Annotated in this window: 15 protein-coding genes and 5 pseudogenes; 6 read left to right on the forward strand and 14 right to left on the reverse strand. The window is 35.0% G+C overall.

What is annotated here, in order from left to right:
• The coding region (locus ACQKNI_RS25735; protein WP_427282721.1) for a Cna B-type domain-containing protein at positions 1 to 4690 on the reverse strand (4690 nt) is incomplete at its 3' end.
• 2142 nt (positions 4691 to 6832) lie between these two features.
• Here ACQKNI_RS25735 and ACQKNI_RS25740 point away from each other — a divergent pair.
• Both ACQKNI_RS25740 and ACQKNI_RS25745 read left to right on the forward strand, forming a co-directional pair.
• The gene (locus tag ACQKNI_RS25740) at positions 6833 to 7645 is read left to right on the forward strand and encodes a carbonic anhydrase (RefSeq protein ID WP_088233217.1); all 813 of its coding nucleotides are present in this window, start codon (positions 6833 to 6835) and stop codon (positions 7643 to 7645) included.
• A gap of 10 nt (positions 7646 to 7655) precedes the next feature.
• Positions 7656 to 7895: pseudogene (locus tag ACQKNI_RS25745) on the forward strand (zinc ribbon domain-containing protein); the annotation flags it as partial.
• Positions 7896 to 8064: 169 nt separating this feature from the next.
• Here ACQKNI_RS25745 and ACQKNI_RS25750 read toward each other — a convergent pair.
• Positions 8065 to 9474, reverse strand: a complete 1410-nt coding sequence (locus ACQKNI_RS25750; protein WP_088233218.1) for an amino acid permease — start codon at positions 9472 to 9474, stop codon at positions 8065 to 8067.
• A 305-nt stretch (positions 9475 to 9779) separates the two neighbouring features.
• On the opposite strand from ACQKNI_RS25750, the gene ACQKNI_RS25755 reads away from it, so the two are divergent.
• Positions 9780 to 10676 carry an Rpn family recombination-promoting nuclease/putative transposase gene (locus tag ACQKNI_RS25755; RefSeq protein ID WP_000071773.1) on the forward strand — a complete coding sequence of 299 codons (897 nt, stop codon included), beginning with the start codon at positions 9780 to 9782 and terminating at the stop codon, positions 10674 to 10676.
• 626 nt (positions 10677 to 11302) lie between these two features.
• Here ACQKNI_RS25755 and ACQKNI_RS25760 read toward each other — a convergent pair.
• From ACQKNI_RS25760 to tnpA, 3 genes are read right to left on the reverse strand one after another with little or no spacing between them, the layout of a single operon-like run.
• Entirely contained in the window at positions 11303 to 12379 is a 1077-nt protein-coding gene (locus ACQKNI_RS25760) for an RNA-guided endonuclease TnpB family protein (protein ID WP_098253546.1), read from the reverse strand.
• Positions 12364 to 12642: a hypothetical protein gene (locus ACQKNI_RS25765; protein WP_240522905.1), complete on the reverse strand. Its 279-nt coding sequence runs from the start codon at positions 12640 to 12642 to the stop codon at positions 12364 to 12366. The genes ACQKNI_RS25760 and ACQKNI_RS25765 overlap by 16 nt, the downstream gene beginning before the upstream one ends.
• Positions 12643 to 12647: 5 nt before the next feature.
• Positions 12648 to 13046, reverse strand: coding sequence for an IS200/IS605 family transposase (gene tnpA, locus ACQKNI_RS25770; protein WP_002187450.1), 399 nt, complete (start codon positions 13044 to 13046; stop codon positions 12648 to 12650).
• Positions 13047 to 13385: 339 nt separating this feature from the next.
• Here tnpA and ACQKNI_RS25775 point away from each other — a divergent pair.
• Positions 13386 to 13607: pseudogene (locus tag ACQKNI_RS25775) on the forward strand (hypothetical protein).
• Positions 13608 to 13689: 82 nt separating this feature from the next.
• Here the strand turns inward: ACQKNI_RS25775 and ACQKNI_RS25780 are convergent.
• The 6 genes and pseudogenes from ACQKNI_RS25780 to ACQKNI_RS25805 form a co-directional block, all read right to left on the reverse strand.
• Positions 13690 to 14337 carry a DUF3967 domain-containing protein gene (locus ACQKNI_RS25780; protein WP_098253545.1) on the reverse strand — a complete coding sequence of 216 codons (648 nt, stop codon included), beginning with the start codon at positions 14335 to 14337 and terminating at the stop codon, positions 13690 to 13692.
• A 456-nt stretch (positions 14338 to 14793) separates the two neighbouring features.
• On the reverse strand, positions 14794 to 15345 hold the full coding sequence (locus tag ACQKNI_RS25785; RefSeq protein ID WP_098253544.1) for a dihydrofolate reductase family protein: 552 nt from the start codon (positions 15343 to 15345) through the stop codon (positions 14794 to 14796).
• Between the two features lie 420 nt (positions 15346 to 15765).
• Positions 15766 to 17343 carry an N-acetylmuramoyl-L-alanine amidase gene (locus ACQKNI_RS25790; RefSeq protein WP_098253543.1) on the reverse strand — a complete coding sequence of 526 codons (1578 nt, stop codon included), beginning with the start codon at positions 17341 to 17343 and terminating at the stop codon, positions 15766 to 15768.
• Positions 17344 to 17629: 286 nt separating this feature from the next.
• A pseudogene (locus ACQKNI_RS25795) lies at positions 17630 to 17845 on the reverse strand (DUF1801 domain-containing protein); the annotation flags it as partial.
• 456 nt (positions 17846 to 18301) lie between these two features.
• A pseudogene (locus tag ACQKNI_RS25800) lies at positions 18302 to 18610 on the reverse strand (Fis family transcriptional regulator); the annotation flags it as partial.
• Entirely contained in the window at positions 18597 to 18845 is a 249-nt protein-coding gene (locus tag ACQKNI_RS25805) for a polyprotein (RefSeq protein WP_098253542.1), read from the reverse strand. The gene ACQKNI_RS25805 and the pseudogene ACQKNI_RS25800, both read right to left, overlap by 14 nt.
• 220 nt (positions 18846 to 19065) lie before the next feature.
• On the opposite strand from ACQKNI_RS25805, the pseudogene ACQKNI_RS25810 reads away from it, so the two are divergent.
• Positions 19066 to 19437, forward strand: a pseudogene (locus ACQKNI_RS25810) (IS6 family transposase); the annotation flags it as partial.
• 21 nt (positions 19438 to 19458) lie between these two features.
• On the opposite strand, the gene ACQKNI_RS25815 reads toward ACQKNI_RS25810, so the two are convergent.
• The 3 genes from ACQKNI_RS25815 to ACQKNI_RS25825 are packed head-to-tail and all read right to left on the reverse strand — an operon-like array spanning position 19459 to position 21559.
• A complete protein-coding gene (locus ACQKNI_RS25815) occupies positions 19459 to 20034 on the reverse strand; it encodes a replication-relaxation family protein (RefSeq protein ID WP_098253548.1) in 576 nt (191 codons plus the stop codon).
• A 22-nt stretch (positions 20035 to 20056) separates the two neighbouring features.
• Positions 20057 to 21223, reverse strand: a complete 1167-nt coding sequence (locus ACQKNI_RS25820; protein ID WP_088233223.1) for an FtsK/SpoIIIE domain-containing protein — start codon at positions 21221 to 21223, stop codon at positions 20057 to 20059.
• A gap of 15 nt (positions 21224 to 21238) precedes the next feature.
• Positions 21239 to 21559 (reverse strand): hypothetical protein, encoded by a 321-nt coding sequence (locus ACQKNI_RS25825; protein ID WP_098253541.1) that lies wholly within the window; start codon positions 21557 to 21559, stop codon positions 21239 to 21241.
• Between the two features lie 291 nt (positions 21560 to 21850).
• Here ACQKNI_RS25825 and ACQKNI_RS25830 point away from each other — a divergent pair, with 291 nt between their 5' ends.
• Positions 21851 to 22081 carry a helix-turn-helix domain-containing protein gene (locus tag ACQKNI_RS25830; RefSeq protein WP_098253540.1) on the forward strand — a complete coding sequence of 77 codons (231 nt, stop codon included), beginning with the start codon at positions 21851 to 21853 and terminating at the stop codon, positions 22079 to 22081.
• Positions 22082 to 22578: the final 497 nt, after the last annotated feature.

A 22578-nucleotide genomic window follows, 5' to 3' on the forward strand; every position in this document is an offset into this window, starting at 1 on the left:
CTACTTTTGTATTCGTAATGTCATAACCGTGAACTTCGGATTTATATCCATCCACCGGTTGTTCTTTTACTTCATACTTGTACGCATTTCCTTCGGCATCGTATGCCGCTAAGTCTGTAAACGCATATTTCCATTCGCCCGCTGTGCTCACTTCTTTTGTTGCGATTACTTTTCCATTTTGCAGTAGATCAACTTTGATCATTTCCGGACGATCTTTCGCATTTCCGTCTTTCCATATCTTTGTTCCTTCTACCGTTGTTTGGCCTACTTTTGTATTCGTAATGTCATAACCGTGAACTTCGGATTTATATCCATCCACCGGTTGTTCTTTTACTTCATACTTGTACGCATTTCCTTCGGCATCATATGCTTGAAGTTTTTCAAATGTATACTTCCAGTTTGTTGCCGCTGTTGCTTCTTTTGTGTCTACTACTTTACCGTTTTGTAGTAAGTCTACTTTGATTGTTGTCGGACGATTTGTTGCGTTTCCGTCCTTCCACGTTTTTGTTCCTTCTACTGTTGTTTGCGCTACTTTTGTATTCGTAATATCATAACCGTGAACTTCGGATTTATATCCATCTACTGGTTGTTCTTTTACTTCATACTTGTATGCATTGCCTTCGGCATCGTATGCCGCTAAGTCTTTGAATCCATATTTCCAGCCTGTTGCTTCACTTACTTCTTGCGTCGCAACTACTTGGCCATTTTGTAGTAAGTCTACTTTGATTGTTGCCGGACGATTTGTTGCGTTTCCGTCCTTCCACGTTTTCGTTCCTTCTACTGTTGTTTGCGCTACTTTTGTATTTGTAATGTCATAACCGTGAACTTCGGATTTATATCCATCCACTGGTTGTTCTTTTACTTCATACTTGTACGCATTTCCTTCGGCATCATATGCCGCTAAATCTTTGAATCCATATTTCCAGCCTGTTGCTTCACTTACTTCTTGCGTCGCAACTACTTGGCCATTTTGTAGTAAGTCTACTTTGATTGTTGCCGGACGATTTGTTGCGTTTCCGTCCTTCCACGTTTTCGTTCCTTCTACTGTTGTTTGCGCTACTTTTGTATTCGTAATGTCATAACCGTGAACTTCGGATTTATATCCATCCACCGGTTGTTCTTTTACTTCATACTTGTACGCATTTCCTTCGGCATCATATGCCGCTAAGTCTTTGAATCCATATTTCCAACCTGTTGCTTCACTTACTTCTTGTGTCGCAACTACTTGGCCATTTTGTAGTAAGTCTACTTTGATGGTTGTCGGACGATTTGTTGCATTTCCGTCCTTCCACGTTTTTGTTCCTTCTACTGTTGTTTGCGCTACTTTTGTATTCGTAATGTCATAACCGTGAACTTCGGATTTATATCCATCCACCGGTTGCTCTTTTACTGTATACGTATAAGCAACACCGCTCGCATCATATGATTCTAAATTTGTAAATGTATATTTCCAACCATTTGCCGCTGTAACGTCCTGTGTTTCGATTACATTTCCATTTTGTAGTAAGTCTACTTTGATCGTTGCCGGACGTTCTGTTGCGTTTCCGTCCTTCCATGTTTTTGTTCCTTCTACTGTTGTTTGACCTACCTTTGTATTTGTAATGTCATAACCTTTTACCTCGGATTTATATCCATCTACCGATTGTTCTTTCACTGTATAGATGTAAGCTACCCCGTTTGTATCGTATGCTTGGAGTTTTTCAAATGTATACTTCCAGTTTGTTGCCGCTGTTGCTTCTTTTGTGTCTACTACTTTACCGTTTTGTAGTAAATCTACTTTAACTAAGCTTGGGCGATCTGTTGCGTTGTTATCGTTCCAAGTCTTTGTTCCTTCTACTCTCGTTTCGCCTACTTTGGTATTCGTAATGTCATAACCGCTTACACTAGATTGATATCCCACTACTAGTTGTTCTTTCACTTCATACTGATAAGCTATTCCATTCGCATCGTATGCTTCTAAATCTGCAAATATATATTTCCAACCCATTACTGCTAGTACGTCTTGTGTTTTGATCACGTTTCCGTTTTGTAGTAAGTCTACTTTGATCATTGTCGGACGATTTATTGCGTTTCCGTCTTTCCAAGTCTTCGTTCCTTCTACTGTTGTTTGTGCGACTTTTGTATTTGTGATGTCATAACCTTTTACTTCGGATTTATATCCATCCACCGGTTGCTCTTTTACTTCATACTTGTACGCATTTCCTTCGGCATCATATGCCGCTAAGTCTTTGAATCCATATTTCCAGCCTGTTGCTTCACTTACTTCTTGTGTATTGATGACCTGACCGTTTTGTAGTAAATCTACTTTGATTATTTTCGGACGATCTGTCGCATTGCCATCTTTCCACGTTTTCGTTCCTTCTACTGTTGTTTGCGCTACTTTTGTATTTGTAATGTCATAACCTTTTACTTCAGATTTATATCCATCTACCGGTTGTTCTTTTACTTCATACTTGTACGCATTGCCTTCAGCATCATATGCCGCTAAGTCTTTGAATCCATATTTCCAACCTGTTGCTTCACTTACTTCTTGTGTCGCAACTACTTGGCCATTTTGTAGTAAGTCTACTTTGATGGTTGTCGGACGATTTGTTGCATTTCCGTCCTTCCACGTTTTTGTTCCTTCTACTGTTGTTTGCGCTACTTTTGTATTCGTAATGTCATAACCGTGAACTTCGGATTTATATCCATCCACCGGTTGCTCTTTTACTGTATACGTATAAGCAACACCGCTCGCATCATATGATTCTAAATTTGTAAATGTATATTTCCAACCATTTTCCGCTGTTACTTCTTTTGTGTCTACTACATTTCCATTTTGTAGTAAGTCTATTTTGATTGTTGCCGGACGGTCTGTTGCATTTCCGTCTTTCCACGTCTTCGTTCCTTCTACTGTCATTTTCGCTACTTTTGTATTGGTGATGTCATAACCTTTTACTTCGGATTTATATCCCGCTACAGGTTTTTCTTTTACCGTATACGTGTAAGCAACACCGTTCGCATCATATTGTGCTAAGTCTGCAAATGTATATTTCCAACTGTTTGCTGCTGTTACGTCTTGTGTTTGAATTACGTTTCCATTTTGCAATAAGTCTACTTGGATTGAGCTTGGACGATCTGTTGCATTGTTGTCATTCCAAGTTTTCGTTCCTGAAACAGATGTTTTTGCATCTTTTGTATTCGTAATGTTGTAGCCATTTACTTCCGATTTGTATCCCGCTATCGGTTTTTCTTTTACTGTATACGTATAAGTATTACCATCATTATCATATGCTGGTAGATCTGCAAACGTATAGTTCCAGTTATTCGCTGCTGATACATCTTGTGTTTTGATTGAATTTCCATTTTGCAGTAACTCTACTTGGATAGAGCCTGGGCGATCTGTTGCATTGTTGTCATTCCAAGTTTTCGTTCCTGAAACAGATGTCGTTTTCACTTTATTCGGAATAGTAAGCTTTACGCCTTTTTCAGCACTCGCATCAATTGTAAAAGGCACTTTTACTTGAGGATCAAAATCCAAATAGTTTGGACCTGCAATCTCCTGTACATAGTAATTACCTGGGTCTAAATCTGGAACCTCCACCATACCTTGTCCATCCGTTGTATACGTACCACCAATTTGCTGACCTGACTCTGTATATAAGTTAAATGAAACATTCGGTATAAATTTTGTTTCATCTCCGGCAATGTGCTTCACAATTCTTAGCGTTCCTTTAGGAGGTAAATCGCCTTGCGCACCACCGCCCTGATCGATATTGTTAACTCTAGCACTACCCGACGTTGATACAGGATTTTCATTCGTAATCTTGTAATCAACCGTATATTGATTATCAAAATATGGTTGACTCTTTCCACTTGCAGTTATAGTAGATGTATAAGAGAAAGCAAAAGTAATACCACTTGCCTTATCCTTATTCATCACAACTTTAAACGCGTTATCACCCATAAAAGTAACCGTTCCATAACCTTGGGCTTGGAATGCTTCAGGTGTCATTGGAGCGGCAAATCCTCCAATACGGAAACTATCTTGATTAAGTGTTTGTCCCGGTCCCAAAGTATCTGTCAAAACAATATCTGTATCTACATTTTGTTTTGCACCATTTATATTTAACCACCAATTTAATGTATCGGTATCTTCCGGTTTAATATTGCCCCCTTTAGAGTGCATTGATCCAGGGCTACTTCCCCCATTATTAGTTGGACCAGTAATCGTTACTTTTTGAGACTCTAAATTTGTACCTAAATCTGTATTGATTGTTTTCTTTTCTCCCGCTGCTACATCCTGAGTCGCTTCAATTTGAAAATAAAAATGCCCCCTAACATTTAGAAGTTTCTCAGCTACATCACTAAATGTACATACCACATTAGTTGTATTGATTTGACAAGTACCAAAATTTTGCCCTTGCTCATTATTCAATGGAATCGTTCCTTTGAATCCTTTTAATTCCGGGGGCAACGCTAATGTTAATGTATCTCCCGTTTTTATTTCCAATCCAGGTTTTTCACTAAAATTAACGCGTATTCTCGTCTGCTCACCGACACCTAGTTCCGTTTTATCGAATATAAAACTATCAACTAGTCCTGTTTTATTTAATTCTTGTGCATTTACTATTATAGATGTGAAATTCTGACCTATAGTAAATATAAAAATCATTATAATCGAAAAAATCGAAGTCACTCTTTTTATCATGTCATTCTCCTATAAATTATAATTAGATGGCTTCTAATATGGATATACAATGACAATGATTTAATAGGCTGATGGTATTCGGTTTCTTTCAACTGTTATAAACTAAAAAACTTGAAAATAGATTTCTATAAACGATTTTTCTTCTCTCCAATAGGCTTTAATTCTTTAATCTAACATTTATTTTACTAAGTTTACTATTTACAAATTTAATAGTTATTGATATTATTGTAACTGGTGAAGTTCCGTTTTTTATCATCCCTATCAAATCTCGAAAACTTGTATCACATCTACCATCTTATGGATAGCATAAATTTCTGATTAATAACGTTTTCATTTTAATGCTATCAGTTTATTCATACTACTTTTCATTATTTTCAGATTCGTAGCATCAGTATGTACCAATTTGATAGCACCTTTATATTGATTCACAATTTTATTTACCAGAACCTTTTGCCCCCTCCTATAGGCATTAACCCATGCTCTCATCCATAATATAAAACTATTTGGATACCAAAAATAGTTTCTGTAACTTTTGTAACTGATTTTGTAATTAAAAAAACCAAACATAAATTAATACCTCATTTGGGATAAATTCCTTATTTTATAATCCCTTCTATATACACTGAAATACTATCCTTAATTGCCTGCGCTAAACCTCTACCAAAATTTTGATTCATTTAGTAAAAATCACAAACAATTTTGTTTATTCATATTCATGTACCTCTTATATATCATTTCTTAAGTTTATAATTTAGTAGTCCTATGCTTTTTAAAAGAATGAACAGTAACGTTCACTAATTTGTGTTAGCTTATGAATTTAGAATTTTAATCTCAATCTACATGACTTATAAACTTCATGGTTAAATCTCGCTATACCAAACCTTCAATTAAACTCTCCGCATGACGACTAGATTCATAATTAATTGTAGTTGCTTATTTCTTTATTTACATAAAACCAAATTTCACATTGCTAGATCAGCACAATGTGCCTCAATTCCCCCTTTACAAATATTTGTAATAAATGTGCACTTAAGTAATTAAGGTGTCATAAGAATAACAGAATACTTACACTCTACTTTTACCAACTAATCACATCTCAGTCACCTCGCTATCTATACCCGACATAATATATAAAATAAAACAAAGAAAGAGTAGTAAGCGTAAATATCAATCAGACGTATAATAGACTGAATTTTCTATATTTTTAGTTTAAAAGAGGATCTTTTTCAGCTACTCTTTCTTTGTATTATGAGTTTAGCACTAAATATAAAGTATAACAAGACAAAAAAATTCAAATTTCGCATAATTTCGACATTTTTTTCACAAAACAATACTGGTCGTTAATTAGCATGGGTTACTATATATATCCATCAACTTAAGAATTTTATGATGCTCTCAAAATAGAATTGTACATTTTCATCTTGAGAATTCATTTTTTATTTTGGGGATATTTTCTTAGCTTGATGGTAATGGAAAGTGACCCCAATTAAACTAATTCCTCCATTTCGCAGATTTGAGCAAAAACACCCAAATAATGTCTTGTTTGAAATGTTTTACTTTAAAACATTAACTTATAACGCTTCCGCTTATCTTTTCAAAAGCATAACTTCGTTTCGAAAACTTTACAACGAAACCAGAAATATATAGTATCACATCAAAAAATATAAATCTATATTGATTTTTTTTTAATAATTTATATATAATTATAATGAATATAAATTGAAAGTCAATCTCAATTAGACGTGAGGGGGAGTATAGACAGGACAAAACATTTAGTAGAAAAGCAAGCCCTTGTTTCGAAATAAATGAAGTAATGCTAAATGAGGACACATGGAATAATAGCAAATCAGGAAATGTATTATGTTCTTGCTTCCATTTCTTATAGCATTTAATAACTTTTGACTTCAATCTGGCTTTGTATAAAGCTTTTTTAACTTGAGAAATGAGCACAGTTACTCCTTTGCTCACAAATTAACTGTATAGCTTCCGATACCCCATTCTTCTATTTAAAAGTTTAAATTGCATAATAATGGAACGATGCTTCTCTAGATTCTTGATATTTATGGTGAATTTGTAACAGAACCTTTAGTTACACGCAATATTTTTTAAATACAATATTTTATCATCTTAGGAGGAAACAGTATGAAAAGTTCAAAGTTTCTTTATAAAGCTCCCCTTATATTGACAATGAGTGCCGTGTTGATGGGGTGTAACACAGCAAAACAAGAACAGCCAAACAAGGATACAACTACACAAGAAAAATCTACAGAGAAAAATACGCAATGGTCATATGAAGGGCCTACTGGTCCAGAGCACTGGGGAGAATTGAAACCAGAATACAAAATGTGTTTAAATGGGCAAGAACAATCTCCGATAGATATCAAAACGGAACAAATAAAATCAACAGGTGAGGACGCTAAGCATTTGCAAATTAATTATCAACCAATATCATTTTCTATTAAAAATAATGGACATAGTATTGAGGGGAAAGCAAATAGTTCTGATGATTATCTCACGCTTGGAGAAAGTCGTTACACATTAAAACAATTCCATTTCCATACACCAAGTGAACATCAATTTGAAGGAAAACATGCAGATATGGAACTACATCTGGTCCATCAAAATGATCAAGGTCAGTTAGCGGTAGTAGGTATTATGATAAAAGAAGGACAAAAAAACGAAGGTTTTGCAGAAATGTGGGAAAATCTCCCGAACAACAAAAATTCACAAGGTGATGTGCAGCATACCATTGATGTAAAACAGCTTCTTCCTTCAGATCATTCGTCATTCCGTTACATGGGTTCTTTGACAACACCTCCTTGTACAGAAAATGTTCAATGGATTGTGATGAAACAGACAATAGAAATGTCCAAAAAACAAATTGAAACGTTTCATAAATTATTCCCAACGAATAACCGACCAGTTCAGCCGATTAATGGAAGAGAAGTATCGTAGACATAAGGAATTGTTGGAATATAAAACAAAATGGTATAGCAAACAAGTGGTTTTGGCATCTAAAACGTTCGCTTCTAGTCAACTATGTTCCAATTGTGAATATAAAAACAAAGGCGTAAAAAATCTAACCATCCGTGAGTGGGAGTGTCCTTCTTGTGGCACACATCACGATAGAGATTGAAATACAGTGCTCAATCTTAGAAACAAAGCAATTCGCTTTTTAACCATAGGAACTACGGAGATAGCCTAATGAATTAGAAACTGTTAGGTTTCTGTACTTAGGAATCTCTCACTTCAAACAGTCCGTAAGGATGTTAAGTTGTGAGTAGTTCAAGAATAATTTCGGTATACACAATAATATTATTTTTTGTACCAGAACGGAAAAAAGCTGCTGTCCTAATGGGACAACAGCTTTTTCATTATGCTACGTCTTCTTTTTGTTCCTTTTGTAGTGTACTATTTTTGTAACCGTAACTGAAGTAAACAACAAGTCCAATTACAAGCCATATTGCAAAGCCGATCCATGTTGTTGCTGGGAGTTGTAATGCTAAGTATCCACAGAATAGAACAGCTAAAGCAGGAATCCATGGTACCAAAGGTACTTTAAAAGCACGCGGTAGTTCTGGTTGTTTTTTACGTAAAATAATTACTCCAATTGATACAACGATGAATGCGAATAATGTACCGATATTTGTTAATTCTGCTAGTTTACTTAAAGGAACAAAACCAGCAAAGAAAGAAACCATAGTGGCAGTAATCCAACTATTGATAACAGGTGTTTTTGTTTTTTTATTTACGCGAGAAAATGCTTTTGGTAGTAAGCCATCGCGGCTAATTGCGTAAAATAATCGTGTTTGTCCATATAACATAACAAGTAATACAGTTGTAATTCCAGTAATCGCTCCTAAAGAAATAAAACCAGCAACCCAATCTTGTTGAATGTATTGTAGTGCAAATGCAACAGGGTTTTTCACACCTAACTGATCGTAAGGTACAATCCCAGTTAAAACTAATGAAACAACGATATATAGAATCGTACAAATTGTTAAAGAAGCAATAATGCCGATTGGCATGTTACGCTGTGGATTTTTGACTTCTTCAGCAGCTGTTGATACAGCATCAAATCCGATGTAAGCAAAGAATACAGTTGCAGCCCCAGTTGTTACGCCAGAGAAGCCGAACGGCATAAAGGGTGTCCAGTTTTCAGGCTTTACATAGAAAGCACCAACACCGATAAATAGTAAGACAACAAAAAGTTTGATAGCTACCATGATAGCGTTAAAACGCGCTGATTTTTTTGCTCCTCTTGTTAATAACAACGTCATTAGAAAAATGATACAGATTGCTGGTAAGTCTACATATGTTCCCGCTTCAGGATTATATGCGCTTGTTAAAGCCGTAGGTAATGTAATCCCAAATCCACTTAATAGACCTTGTAAATACCCTGACCAACCAGATGCAACAGCTGAGGAAGCTAATCCATATTCTAAAATTAAATCCCAACCTAAAATCCAAGCGATTAATTCTCCAAATGTTGCATAGCTATAAGTGTACGCACTACCGGATACCGGTACAGTTGATGCAAATTCAGAATAACATAAGGCTGCAAATACACAGGCTAAACCGGATAAAATAAACGACAAAACAAGTGCGGGTCCTGCGTGTTCTGCTGCGGCAACACCGGTAAGAACGAAAATCCCAGTTCCGATGATAGCGCCGACCCCGAGCATAGTAAGATCAAATGCACCGAGTTCTTTTTTTAAAGATGCTCCTTTTTGTTCTGACTGTGCTAATAATGCTGAAATAGATTTTTTTCGAAATAGATTCATATAGATACCTCACCTCTAGTTGTTTTAATATTCTGAAAAATAATTTCATTTTGTCGTATAATGTCGAATCTTTGTAATTCGTATTTTAATTCAAATAAATATTTTTGTAAATATTTATTTTCGGAAAATTGAATCTTTTAAGTGTACCTTTATTTCTTTTCACTTAATCTCTCTGTTCCAAATGTATTCCTTTAAGAGAAAGACCTATATCTCTATATAAGTCATAGGGGGATTGTTTGCATATTGACTTTAGTTTTATGTACAATAAAGGTAAAGATATAGTCTGAAACAGGAAGAGGAAAACCATGTCCAATTCATTAGTAAATTTACGTATCGATTTTGCATTTAAGCAGTTATTTGGCACAAATGGGAATGAAGATATTTTAGTTGCCTTTTTAAATGCCATATTAAAAGATTCTTTAGAATCACCTATTGTTGCCCTACAATTAGAAGATCCACATTTGCATCGAGAATATGAAGAAGATAAATTATCAATTTTAGATATTTCGGCTACATTAAATACAGGAACAAAGGTAAATGTAGAAATACAATTGAATAACAATCACGATATGATCAAACGAAGCTTATATTATTGGGGAAGGTTATACACCTCTCAATTGCAAAAAGGAATGCCTTATAGTTCACTTCATAAAACAATTACCATAAACTTGTTAAACTTTGTGATGTTTCCAGAATATGAAGCGTTTCATACAACAGGAATCCTTTGGAATCAGCAGCAACAAAAGTTATTAAGTGACGATATCGAAGTTCATATTGTAGAGATTCCAAAGTTACTACAGCAATGGCGCGAAGAGAAAGTTAATCCGTGGGAAGATTCGTTTGTTCGTTGGTTATTATTATTACCAGCGAATGAAGATGAGTATCTCACACAAACATTGGAGGACATTGCCATGAACCAAGATCCGATTTTACAAAAAGCAATGAATAAGTGGGAACGTATGAGTCAAGATTCTTCTTTCCGTCAAGCATATGAAGCAAGAGAAAAGGCCTTAATGGATGAGGCTGCAAAGTTTGCTCATGCTCGTAATGAGGGGAAAAAAGAAGGAATTCAAGAAGGGGTTCAGCAAGGAAAAATACAGATGATTAAAGGTATGCATGAACTTGGTGTACCACTTGAAACGATTGCTAAAGCCAGTAAATTAGGAATAGATGAGGTTGAACGTATTTTAGAACAAAAATAATCAACATCAAAAAAGAACCTCTTAATTTTAAAAGAGTAATCCCAACCGTTATAAAAACAACAAATTAAATTTTTACAAAAGAAAACAACCTGTATAAAAACAGGTTGTTTTCTTTTATAGGGTAAAACAAAGAAAGAGTGGAAAAAAATTCACAAACTTCTACGGCACAAGAAGTAAAATGATCGTAGAAAACTAAAAATTCTGATTTCTTACTAGATAAGGGTTTTTGTTTTCTCTTTCTTTGTTGTTATGAGTATAGCATTAAAAACGACATAATTCAACAAAAAATCTCATAATTCTTATTTTTTCGACACTATACCGTAATTCCTTTGTGAATCTTTACATATATATATGTGTGTGTGTGCATATGTGCGTATAATTATATTTAAAGTCATAACTTTTAGAATTGAGGTGACCAACATGAGAAGTTTCGGTTCATTAGTAATTTCTACTATATGCTCAGTAATTCTTTTGAGACTCCCACGGCTAAAGCCGCAAGCCCTACTCCTAACGGTGTGACGGGTGGGATTCTTGAATGACTAAACGTTCGCAGTCCATTTCTGTTTTGAACAGCCTTCAAGATGAGGGCATCTCATTACCCCTCCTAAGACAGTGCATATAGCATCTTAGGCTGATTGACTATTACCATCAATCACAGGTGCATATCGAATATTCATAGCACCGACTAAATCACGATGTTTTTCAAATCCGCACTTACACTTGTATTTTCTGTCTTGTGCCTTGTTCTTTTTAGAACAGTTTGGACATGTTTGACTTGTGTATGCAGGATTTACAAACTCAACTTTAATACCTTCTAAATTCGCTTTGTATTCAATGAATTGAGATAGACGATAAAATGACCAAGTATGCAAATTCTTTTCGTTTTTACGACTTGTTCTTGTCGTCTGTCTAATGTTCGCCAATTGTTCTAAGCGAATGACAGAAATCTTATTTTCTTTAGCAAAATTTATAATTGCACGACTTATTTTATGGTCTTGGTCTTTCATATATCGCTGTTCTTTATCATCAAAATTACGAATCGCATTCAATTTCTTCGATCCACCCAATTTCTTACGTTTCGATTTAAACATACGTCTGACATATTTGTTTTGTCTGCCATTACCAAAGAATCGAGTTTTTTCATCATCCGTCACTGCCACAGCAGGAACTTTCAATCCTAAGTCTACACCCATAATTTTTGTTCCTATTTTTTCAGCGGTAGGAATGGTGACAGAAATTTGGGCAATCCATTTGTTTGATTTTTTCGTGATGCGAAGCGTGCCTAATTTGTGTTTTAACAAATCAAAATTACGGTTGTGTTTATCAATCAATAAGGCACGAACAGACACTTTCTTTGTTTTGCCATCTATCATTAAAGGTAGACGGATATAGGTGGAATCAAACGAATAGTTTTGATTGTTCCACACACAAATGGGTTTCTTTAATACTGGTATTATTTTATATTTTGCCTTCTTTACTTTTTGAAACACACTCTTAGCGTCTTTGATAGTTTGATTTTTCACTGCACTTGGAAGGTTTACAGGAACATCTTTTGTAGTCTTTTTAGTTGTTTTCTTTTCGGCAATCATTTCAGATACAAGTGCGTTGATTGTAGAGATATATTCTTTTCCCATAGCATTTAAGATGGAAGCCTGTTCTTTTGTAGGAAGTAGCTTGATTTTTACTGTTACAGTTTGGTACATTTTTCTTCACCTAAATCCTTAAGAAATCTGGCTCTTTTAAGACTTTTGTATTCGTCTAAAGTTATATCTCTCACAATTGACCACGAACCAAGCCACATCATTTCTCTGATATAACCATTCGGAATTTTAATTTGGGAAGTATCACAAGTATTTCTCTCACACAGAACAAACAAGGCTTTATTGTAGTCATCTTTATATTCTCTGTTAAATTTATGGTCTTTCATAAATTGTTCAAATCCGCAATTACTACATTTAATTTGCACCTTTCTCAGCCCCTTGTCTTTTGTTGTTCCACATATCGTTTAATAGTCGCACTCGATACATTTCCTGCGGTAGATACAAAATAGCTACGTGTCCATAAACTCGGCAAATGTTTAAGGTGAGGAAATTCCTCTCTCAATTTTTTTGAAGTCACTCCTTTGATTTTTGCCATAATATCAGCAGGACTAAATGTTGGCAGTGTGTTTAAAAACATATGTGTATGGTCTTTGTCACACTCTAAAGCGACAATGACAATTTCTAATTCGTCGCATATTTCTTGTACCAACTCTTTAAAGCGCTCTTCTACATCTGTACGAAGGAATATTTTCCTCCTATATCGAGGACAAAACACAAAATGATAGTTAACTAAGGATACGGTTGTATTTGTTCTTCTATATTCATTCATATATCAAATGTATCAGTTTGTATAACAAACTACAACAGGAAAGTATACAAAAATGAGAAAACACTTTTGTATACTTAAAGTACCACGAACCTGACGGTTTTCAGTGGCACTATCATCCCACCCCTAAAGCGGGGTGCTATCGCACCGTAGTGGGCTTTCCCGTTCGGAAAATCTGTAATCTCGAACGCCTACTCCTTCTATGATAAATTCACAACTGGAGGTACATATTATTGGGTTAGCGGCATCATAGGCATCATATTCCTTCTATTCTTTATCGCAAACATGCGAGATATCATCAATAAGAATTATAGAAATTCAACAGACTAGGAATGTATACATATGTGGAAAAAGATTCATAATTACAAGTTTCATTTAAAAGATTTGAAATTTATGCTCTGACTGTTCCTTGTCATTGGTTTCTTATATGCTTATGAATTCTTCCCAGGACTAATGTTCCACCAGGGGTTTCGCTGGCTTAAATTAATATGTACGATAATAATGATCCTGGCATTTAGGGATACTAGAAAGAAGCTTAAAAACAACGATTATAGAACCGCATAATGTAAAAGAAATCCTTTATGGGTTCCTTTTTCTACGGAAAAATCTCGGCTGAATCCCATTATAATTTTATAAAAGTATAAAATTATAAATCACCCCAAAACTTCCACCAAGACTTCTTTTTCAACCTAGCTGCCGCTATTTCTTCCTGGGCTGATACAATAGTACGTTTTGCATCTTGAATCTCTCTGACCATCTTCATAAGATTATCATCCCTTAGCTCTAACCTCTTTTCTATCCTTTCTTCACGTTCCTTCCGATCTTTCATGTCTTCCTTTATTAATTTATTTCTTTCTTTAATATCCTCTTCGATTAATTTGTTCTTTTGCTCTATACGATCACCTAGTCTCTTTTCCATTTCTAAAAGGTTAGCTTGCTGCACCTTATTAATCTCATCTATCATAGCGCTATATTGTTGCTGGAATTGATACTGCATTTGATAAGGAACTGGATCTGCCCCCTGGGATTCCTCTTTCTTATTATGGATTCCAAACTGCTTTGCAATCATTTTCGCAGCCTTTTCTAAAGTCATACCATCTTGCTTACTCAACTCTACTAACTGTTCAATAAGTACAACATCAAACTCTGTATATTCCCTTCTTCCTCGACTATTCTTTCTTACATCATACCCTTCACGTTCAAGGACATCCGAATACTTTCTAAGTGTGCTGCCACTTACTCCCAAACGACTATAGACTTCATTGCTGGTATATACTATCTCAGTTTCTGACATAGCGCTACGCCACCTCCTATAAGAAAAATTCCATATTGATGGAATTTCCCCTTTTAAAATCCATCGACGAAGCTCGCACGGTCTTTGCTATGTTTTGTCGGAATAAAGGAATTTGAAAACAAATAATTTATTTTAGATTTTCACTTAAAATCTATTATCGGAATGAGTATAATGCCAAACATGAGATAAAAAAGGGGAAATACTATGAAAAAGAAAAAGGTGTGTAATGATAATAAAGTTGTTTAATTTCTACGCTATAAACACGCATAACACCGTCCGAACAATCGAACGATGTTTAGAATAATTGTTTAATTTTATTTATCCTTCTCTAATTTTTAAAAAATCAGCAACAATAAAGTCTTTTAATAAGTTAAGTATTCTTCCGCAATAGTGGAACAATTGGATGAAATTTTATTTTTAAAAATTAATTTTAAACAGTAGTTCTCCATGATAATTCTAAGTATAAATAATATTGTAGGTAGGTTTGATAACTCCATTAGAATACTGTTTCATGTCCACTAACTTTAATTTAAGACGTGGTTTTACGCTACCAAATAGAGAAATACCTTCACCAACTATAATTGGATTAACCTTTAATACTAATTGATCAATAAGTTTATTTTTAAACAACGACCCAGCCAAATCTCCGCCTCCACACAACCAAATCTTACCATTATATTGTTTTTTAAGGTTCTTAATAAACCCTATAGCATCTTCTTTAATAAGTTCAACTTCCTCGTTTGCCTCAAACTGTATGGAGTTTGAAAATATGTAATGTTTTATGCCCTTATATCCAGGTTCACCAGGTTTAGCACCGAATTGAAATCCAAACTCATATGTTTTCCCCCCCATCAACACGGCATCGTATTCCTGAATATCTGCTAAAAAGTCCGGGACATGATCCCCCTCAAATAAAAAGAGAGAATTATTAATATTTCCTTCTATCATACCTTGATCCGCAATAAAATTGTCCAGTGAAACCGCAACATGATAAATCAATTCAGCCATTCAGTCATTCCTCCAAGATAATGAATTGCCTAATTAATTCTATGAAACCAGCTTAATTTCCTTTATGTATTAATCAAACTGCTCAGTTAACTGAATAAACTTTATTTCATTAATTGAATGCCATCACTGACATTTTTAAATAACTTTATTGTAAATGTAACGACTTATTTGGAGATTCAACAATTTTATTATCATTTTACAATTGGATTAGCCAAAAAACTGTATAAAATCTTGCATGCTCTTAGCGTGGGTTTTTTCCGAAATGCTGGCGGTAGCCCGTCTATAACAGTAATCCTGTCACTACCCCATGTTCTACTGTTTCAATCAAATATATCGCCTTCCCGTTAATACTCCCTAAACAAAAAGAGGTTGCCCACTTTCAGGCAACCTCTTTCTCATTTCTATTCTATAAATCTATTATTAACGATAAGAAGAAACGTCATTACCTTTCCACTCATAATAGTCTAAGATACCAGCGTAAATCGCTTCTGCAGAGCGTTGTCTCCATTCTGGAGAGGATAGTTTTTCACCCTCTATCCTGTTGTCAACGAATCCTAGTTCTGTTAATACAGCGGGCATTGTGTTTTCTCGAACGACATATAAGTCGCCATCTTTTACGCCTCTGTCACTTGTTCCAAGTGCATCCACAAGACGATTTTGAATTTTTTCTGCTAGCATACGACTTTCATCTACATGTGGGTTTGTTTGGCTCGTTGCAGATCTGTAATAGTATGTTTCTGTACCTTGAGCAGTTCCGTCAAAACCATTTCCATGAATACTTACAAAGATATCCCCGTTATTCGCTTGCGCAAATTCTACTCGTTTTTTTAGAGAATCTTTTGCATCTGTTCCTGGTCTTATGTCAGTATCATGTGTTAGCAATACAGTAAATGGTGTTTTTTGTTCAAATAATTTCTGTACGCGTAAGGATGTGTCTAATACAATTTTACTTTCATCCATGTCTACGCCTTCGTGTCCTGGATCCACACCGCCATGACCTGGATCAATAATAATTGCTTTTCCTTCTAAGAAGTTTGCTTGATTTAATTGATTTTTATCAATCCATTGGAAACCAGCACCTGTACGGATACGAATCCAGCTTCCATTTTCTTCAATGACTGTTACGGTTTGCGGAGCATATTTTCCCGTCACTTTAGAAGAATGTGATGCTTCTTGATATGTAGTAAAGGTTTTATCAATATACTCTGTTTTCTCTATTAATGGCGTCCATTTATCTCCTTGATCCGTTACAATTTTAATCCAGCCATCTCGCTCCTCTTTTATGGTAACAGTTTGAGGTTCATGTTGATTTGATGTAATACCTGATGATAGTGATGGCTGATGATATGTTATGAACTTTCTATCTATATACATTGTTTTCGTTTGCTGTTGACCGCCATTTTTCAACATATCAGTTTTGGCAGTAAGCTGTGCTGCTTCTACACGTTTTATAGGGGTATCCGGTTTCCAACCATTATCTGTACCGACAGAGATATTTAATTCTACTAAAATATCAGCGAACTTTTCACCCCAATGGCCTTTTAAGTCTGCAAATTTCGTAGTTAACGTTCCGCTAACGTCTTGATCCAATTTATATGTATTCACAAGCATAGCTGCCATAGCGGCACGAGTGACTTGTCCATCCGGATTAAATATACCGTTTCCTTCTCCTGCAATGAACCCTGCTTTTTCAGCAGCTGCGATATATGGAGTTGCCCAATGATTCTGTGCATCTTTAAAAGATGGTTTCGCATTTTCATTAACTTGTAACCCTAAAACTTTTGTTATGATTGTTGCCGCTTGAGCACGTGTTAATGTACCATCTGGTGCAAATGTACCATCTGGCATTCCGCTAATTACCTGTTTATCAACTAAATAATTAACTGATTCTTTTGCCCAATCAGGTACATCTGGAAATGTATTTGTTTGAGCTAACCCACTAATTGGATATGTTAATAAATTTACTGCTAAAATACCTGCTACTACTCGATGCTTCATAAAAAAAGAATTCTCCTCCCAAAATCTTCTTAAAAAGAAATTACATATGAATCTCTTAAACTTTAACTTTCAGAAATTTAAAAGACGTATTCGTTACTGCCTAGGCTAGTTTATAATACCTACCCTCTATAGTAAATATCTTTAAAAAAAGATGAATATGCGAATATAACCAGGAATAAATTCACAAACATAAGGGGACCCCATCGTCATCAAGTTAAGATTTCATAATGCCCTAGAACGAACATTTTGTGTATCTCACTCGTTTTTATTGTTTTGGGTTAACTCCGTTCATTTTAGCTTTTCTTGGGGAAAAGCCTATTAATGGAGCATCTCCCTCATGATCGGATGTATACTTATAATGGTATGTACCGAAGCCGATAATGCTTGGTCCCCACATTTTTGTTGTATAGCCTGTTATTTCAGTAAATATATCTAATAATTGATATGCGTTTTTACGTTTTTTAAGATTTTTAACACTTTCAATAAATTCAATTACACTAATATTAGTTTCTTTTGTTTTAAGTTTGACATATTAAAATCACCCCTTTTTAGATATAGATTTCATAACATATATAATTGTAATATAGAGCTCATCATGCAAGTCTCTTAACTTTAAAATGCTAACCGCTTCCTTTTTTACCTTTCGGTCCATTATGGGGAATAAAGATAATTGAATCACTTAAAATCCCAGTATTACTGAATTTTTCTTATTAATATGAAATACGGTACGTGAAATTAATTCATCTCTACAGCTAAATAAAAAATAAAAGATGACTTAACATCAACCATCTTTATATAACCCAGTACCTAAAAACGCCATCCTTTCCTTTGATTCTACAGAAAGAATAGCGCTTTTTTGTTATACGGCTATAAAAAAGTTCAAATGTTCGTATTATCGCTTTTAGTAATGGCTAATTATATCATTTCCATCCACAATCAAAATATAGGAATAATTTCTTTAGCAATACACAGCAGACTTTGATTTAAGAAAATACAAATACTCTATTCCGACATCAGTGATCTTTGTACCGGCCCGCCCTCTGCCTTTTACGACAAATCCTCCAATTCCTAAAATTTCCAGGTGGCGGATTTGCTGAGGGGATAAAACAAATTCTGATCCTTTGCTTTTACTTGAAAGCAGATCTCTGCTTGCCGCTTTTCCTTTTTCGTTGCATTGCTTGATTACTTCCAAGATAAAAATATGCTCCTTCATTTCCAGTATACCTCCACATACGGAATATTCGGATGTAACGCTACCTCCCAATTGCTACTCTATAAGTTGTTCTCTTGTAGGTACCCACATGAAACACCCTAAATCGTATATTCGTTCCAGTTAATTTATTTTCAACATATAGAGTTTGGTATTTCTTATTAAAGTTAGCTACAAAGTTCATTGCATCATTACCTATGAGAACGACTCTATCGTCACCGATATAAAACTCAATAGCAGCCTGATCTAGATTATCGGGCCCGTTAACCCACTTCTTAAACCACTTAAACATTTTATATTCCTCCTCTTAGTTTTCATAAATAGTTATTCTATTTATTCCCAATTCCCCCCTATCAATACCACCTGAGACGGCACCTATTTTAGTCTCCTACTTTTGTCGAATACTAGCTCACAAGTTTTGTCTGAATAGGATTGTGGTGCGAAAATTCCAAAATAACTATAAGCAATCTCTAACTCTGGGACATACTGATACTACTAATCTAAAGAAGGTTCGTGATTTAGTAGAAATGATGGAGGAACGGGGCTTATCCATTTCTCATACAACGATTATGCGTTGGGTTCATCAGTACGGTCCTGAATTGGACAAACGAATCCGACGCCATCTTAAACAAACAAATGACTCCTGGAGAGTCGATGAAACATATATCAAAGTAAAAGGTCAATGGATGTACCTGTATCGTGCTGTTGATTCGAAAGGAAATACAATTGATTTTTACCTAAGTAAAACAAGAGACCAGAAGGCTGCAAAGCACTTTTTCAAGAAGGCCTTGCAGTCTTTTCATGTTTCAAAACCTCGTGTTATAACAGTCGATAAAAATCCAGCTTATCCTATAGCAATTGAACAGTTAAAAAAAGAAAAAAGCTCTGCATTATGCAGGCTTTCTTTACGATTTCACCCCTAAATTATTCATAAAATTTTCTATAGAATTCACCTGAAATATACGTAAATGAGGAGATTGAACGTCGTAATGTTTGTCAGTAATTATAAGGATTGAAGGAAAGAATTTAGAACCTTTCGGTTGCCAGGATTCATTATGCCATTCTTGGCTATGGAAATATAACTCATATCTGTTTATCTTATCTTGCATTATCTTTTTACTATAAACCGAATTTTGAACTTCAATAAAAAATGGGGATCTACGCCATATAGTAAAAGCATCTGGCTCCATATATTCTTTCCCATACTTTGGTTCAACTTTGAATAGTTTAGGATTTTCATAATGAACGAGTTGTTTGTAAACGTCCACAATACCAAGGAAATGAGGAATTTTTTGACTTGTCTTTCTGATAGAACTTGGCTGCGGAAAATAAATGTATGGGTGCTGCAATACGTTAGCATCAACATGGCCGTCTCTTCTTAATCGTTTCATAACCGTATTACAGCAAGTTACCGCATTCTTTAAGCCTTGAAAATGCAAGTCAATAATATCGTCACGGGACATGCATCTAAATCGATTCAAATCATTCAAAATTCCTTTATCTCTACTCTTCATCATCTAACACCCCAAATAACGGAATTTCTTCTTGCGATGAATTCTGGAGTATTTTCTCCTCTTTAGACATGCGATATGTTTCAACAATTTGTTTCGCCTTACCTAATTCCAAATAAGGAGCTTGCACTTTCTTTAATCCATTTCGTTTTAAAATCATTTGACCTGATTGCTCTAAATGCTCTGAACCAGGAGTACCCATGATATTACTATTAATTGCACTATCACATTTAAAGCCGATTCTTACGGTCATATTGAGCTTTAACTTACCATCTAACACTTTTGCATCTGGCCTCTGCATACTAAGCATAAGAAAGACTCCAAGTGATCGGCCGACTGCTGAAATCTTTTCAATCGTAGTCATACACTCTGTTTCATCTTTAAGCATAGCAACTTCATCGATAGCAAGTAGAATATATGGTTCTTGATGATTAGGATTTAATTTGTTGTACGCATCAATATGATCAACTTCATATTCTTCCATAAGTTTTCTTCGTTCTCTGATTTCCTTCCATAACTTTTGAAGCATTATTTTCATTTCGATTTCTTCCATACAAACTTCTTTTACATGCTTCACTCTACGCAAAAAATGAAATTCAGAGTTTTTTAGGTCACCAAGATATAAATGCAACTTTTCAGGAGACATATATTGAATGAGTGTAGATAGTACAACACGTACCATACTACTTTTTCCGCTTCCCGTTTCTCCTGCTATTAATAAGTGTGGTGTATTGGAATCAACCATATCGTACGTAATCGTTTTTCCGAATTGGTCCCGGCCAACCACAACAGGAAGACGGTATTCTTTTAATAATGGCTGCCATTCTTTATAACAGTAATTGTATGGTTTTAGTCCAGCATCTGAACTGAATACATGTAGTACAAACTTTTTCACATCCCCTTCAATCATAATATTCCGTCCTAATATTTGCTGAAAACAAAACCACTTCTTTTCAATCTTCTGTGGATCTAATCCGTTTGGGATGGTAAAAACATACCTCACGCTTGCTGCTGAAGAAGAAACATTATGTACCTTTGGATAAATAGGCACTTTTCCCCCACGGGTTTGATGTTCCGTATATAAGCCTGCTTTTCCGAACACCTCCATAAGCTGATTCCTTAACTTTTGCGTACGAAGCCACTCCTTTATAATCCCCATTACTCCCTTCCCTCCTTAAAACATGATTACGATACGAACAAATACATATCCAATCAAGCAAACTCCACCAATTCGCGTTCCGTGATAAATACCTTCGCTTACAAATTTAGCTGCTGATATATAGTCATGTCGCACCAAGTATTTTTCTAACATGACTGCTCCGATTAAAATCGTTCCCATAACTCCTAATGCAATGTAAGTATGTAATACCTGATCCGACATATGAAGGAATGCAAAAGGACTTAATGAATTGTATTTACGGATTTTCTGTTTTTTATCTTTGTATGACCGATCCATAAACTCGCGAAAAGGAATTGTTTCTTTCCTAGCACGCATTTAAATGCCCCCTTTATAAACAGAATTTAGAATGTAGATATTACATAGCTTCATCTACTTAATACCGTGGTAGTTTTACCTTGGTAGAAATCTTGATAAATACTGTGGTAATCATTCGCAACTTACTTTGGTAACCTCGTATTCTTCTACCTTAATAAATACCGTTTTAGCTGCTTTGATACATCATATTGTGGACAGCTTGTACATTATGTAAAAAACTTTTGCCGTCTATGCGAATAGTTTTTTACATTTATGTCCACAATGTTGAAAATAGGTTCAGGGGGGATTTAAGTGTTTTGGAAATTCGGAGGGAAAAACCGAACGAAATTAGGTGATTTTTTAGATCAGAATGGCTTCACTCAAAATGATTTAGAAAAGACCGCGAATTTAAGTCGTCCTACAGTTTCAAAGGCGTGCAATGATAAAGAATACATACCTAGTCCAACTGTAATGAAAAAGATTTTAAAAGTTATTAGGAAAATAAAACCAAACGTTAAATCTACCGACTTTTGGGATATGTAAAAACTGGCTAACTAGAGTCAGTTTTATTTTTTATCCGTTTTACGCTAATAATACTAATAATCCATCTGACGATCCCGATTCTACAGATACTTACAACCAAGAAGATAAAAATATTCAACATCCTTGGGAATCTGATTTAGAGCAACGTAGGGAAGAGAAAAAGCCATGGGAATAAAATAATCTAAATCAAAAAAAAGACTGTCAATAGACGGTCTTTTTCTTGATTTAAAGTGTCATAACTTAAAAGAAATGGTTATACATTATATTTCGGAAACTTCTTTAATTTTTAACTAACTCCTATTCTTTATCCTCTGGAACGGCTTCATTAAATTCATTTTCTTTTGTTAGAATTTCGTAAATACGTTTTGTAAATCTTTTCATCAGAATCGTTTCCATACTCTCTATTGATTCACTGCTTTTGCTACAAGGGCAGCATATGCTTCTGCACCTGCTTTTGTTAAATGTACGCCATCAGGTTCAAAGTATGCCTGATTTCC

The organism is Bacillus sp. NPDC094064, assembly GCF_050279585.1.
In the GTDB taxonomy this organism is placed as follows: Bacteria; Bacillota; Bacilli; order Bacillales; family Bacillaceae_G; genus Bacillus_A.

Bases quoted from the DNA above. Each gene is read 5' to 3' on its own strand.
- ACQKNI_RS25750 (WP_088233218.1), bottom strand. From the start codon at position 9,474: ATGAATCTATTTCGAAAAAAATCTATTTCAGCATTATTAGCACAGTCA.
- ACQKNI_RS25825 (WP_098253541.1), bottom strand. From the start codon at position 21,559: ATGCGTGCTAGGAAAGAAACAATTCCTTTTCGCGAGTTTATGGATCGG.
- ACQKNI_RS25785 (WP_098253544.1), bottom strand. From the start codon at position 15,345: ATGGCTGAATTGATTTATCATGTTGCGGTTTCACTGGACAATTTTATT.
- ACQKNI_RS25760 (WP_098253546.1), bottom strand. From the start codon at position 12,379: ATGTACCAAACTGTAACAGTAAAAATCAAGCTACTTCCTACAAAAGAA.
- ACQKNI_RS25780 (WP_098253545.1), bottom strand. From the start codon at position 14,337: ATGTCAGAAACTGAGATAGTATATACCAGCAATGAAGTCTATAGTCGT.
- ACQKNI_RS25790 (WP_098253543.1), bottom strand. From the start codon at position 17,343: ATGAAGCATCGAGTAGTAGCAGGTATTTTAGCAGTAAATTTATTAACA.
- ACQKNI_RS25805 (WP_098253542.1), bottom strand. From the start codon at position 18,845: ATGTTTAAGTGGTTTAAGAAGTGGGTTAACGGGCCCGATAATCTAGAT.
- ACQKNI_RS25755 (WP_000071773.1), top strand. From the start codon at position 9,780: ATGTCCAATTCATTAGTAAATTTACGTATCGATTTTGCATTTAAGCAG.
- ACQKNI_RS25820 (WP_088233223.1), bottom strand. From the start codon at position 21,223: ATGGGGATTATAAAGGAGTGGCTTCGTACGCAAAAGTTAAGGAATCAG.
- tnpA (WP_002187450.1), bottom strand. From the start codon at position 13,046: ATGAATGAATATAGAAGAACAAATACAACCGTATCCTTAGTTAACTAT.
- ACQKNI_RS25740 (WP_088233217.1), top strand. From the start codon at position 6,833: ATGAAAAGTTCAAAGTTTCTTTATAAAGCTCCCCTTATATTGACAATG.